We start from the raw sequence: 1,158 nt of genomic DNA on the forward strand, positions 1-1,158 counted from the left end.
CCGAACAGGTCTGGATCAACAAACCCGACCAGCAAACGGAACCGCAACCGCTGGTCGCTTAACTCCCACTGGCCTCATTCCCTTGACACGTTCCGGATCGGCGGATCACCGATTCGCTGGCGCAACACCCAAACGCGTGCCATCGAGGGGCTGAACACTGTGAACCAGGAATTACCGGCAGCCGTAACTACAGTCGCGAGCCTCGTTGACGTACTGCCGGAGGGGCTGCGGCGGCGGGTGCAAGGGCGGGTTGTGCCAGTGGCAGCCGGCACAACCTTCCACCCTCACAACCTTCCCGTTCCACGCCGTGATCTCGAATGTGGGCGAGCAGACGCCCGGATTGGTCCGAGAGGCACGGGATCATCGAGGTATGGCAGGAATCCAGGCGGCCGAGGCGATCGCCGAGGCGTTGGACCCGGCGTTGGTGGCCAGGTTGACCGCGCAGGCGCGGGCGCAGGCGGTGCAGTTGTTGTGTAGCAGCAGTTGACCAAGTGGTTCGTGGAGACGGAGATGGACGCCCATCTCGGCTACGCCTGCACGACCTGGCTGGGGCCAACAGCGGCAACTGGCGCAATGGGCGGCGGGCCAAGACGCTGCTGACCGAGGTCGGCACGGTGAACATCAGCGTGCCTCGGGACCATGACGGCACGTTCACGCCTGTGATCGTGCCCAAGCGATCCCGCCGGCCCGGCGGAGTGGAGGATCTGGCGGTGTCGCTGTCGGCCAAGGGCCTGACTCATGGGGAGATCTGCGCGCGCACCTGGCCGAAGTGTACGGGGCGGAGGTGTCCGGGGACCGGCACCGCGATCACCGATCGCGGTGCCGGACGGCATGACGGGGTGGGCAGAACCGGCCCCTTGACCCGGTCCACCGGACGATCTTCATCGACTGCATCCACGTCAAGCTCCGGCGACGGGCAGGTCGCCAACCGGGCCCGTCCACATCGCCCTGACGGTCACTGTCAACGGTGGTCGGGACATCCTCGGGCGGTGGGCCGGTGACGGCGGCGTGGCGTCATACCGCCGACCTTTGGGACGATTGTTGGGCGTTGTCCCTTTCTCTAAGTGGTTCAGGGCGTAAGTCCTTCGGGGGTTATGCGGCCAGGGCGTGTGCGGCAGGCTGGTGATCGCAGCCGGTGGGCTGTTGGAGGTTCTGCTC

1 protein-coding gene is annotated in these 1,158 nt (G+C 66.1%); it reads left to right on the top strand.

The genetic code is table 11. The features are described from left to right. Positions 1-491 precede the first annotated feature (491 nt). Entirely contained in the window at positions 492-1,001 is a 510-nt protein-coding gene (locus AB0G14_RS35845; RefSeq protein ID WP_357705275.1) for a transposase, read from the top strand. Positions 1,002-1,158: the final 157 nt, after the last annotated feature.

This window comes from Micromonospora sp. NPDC023814 (assembly GCF_040639595.1).
Taxonomy (GTDB): domain Bacteria; phylum Actinomycetota; class Actinomycetes; order Mycobacteriales; family Micromonosporaceae; genus Micromonospora.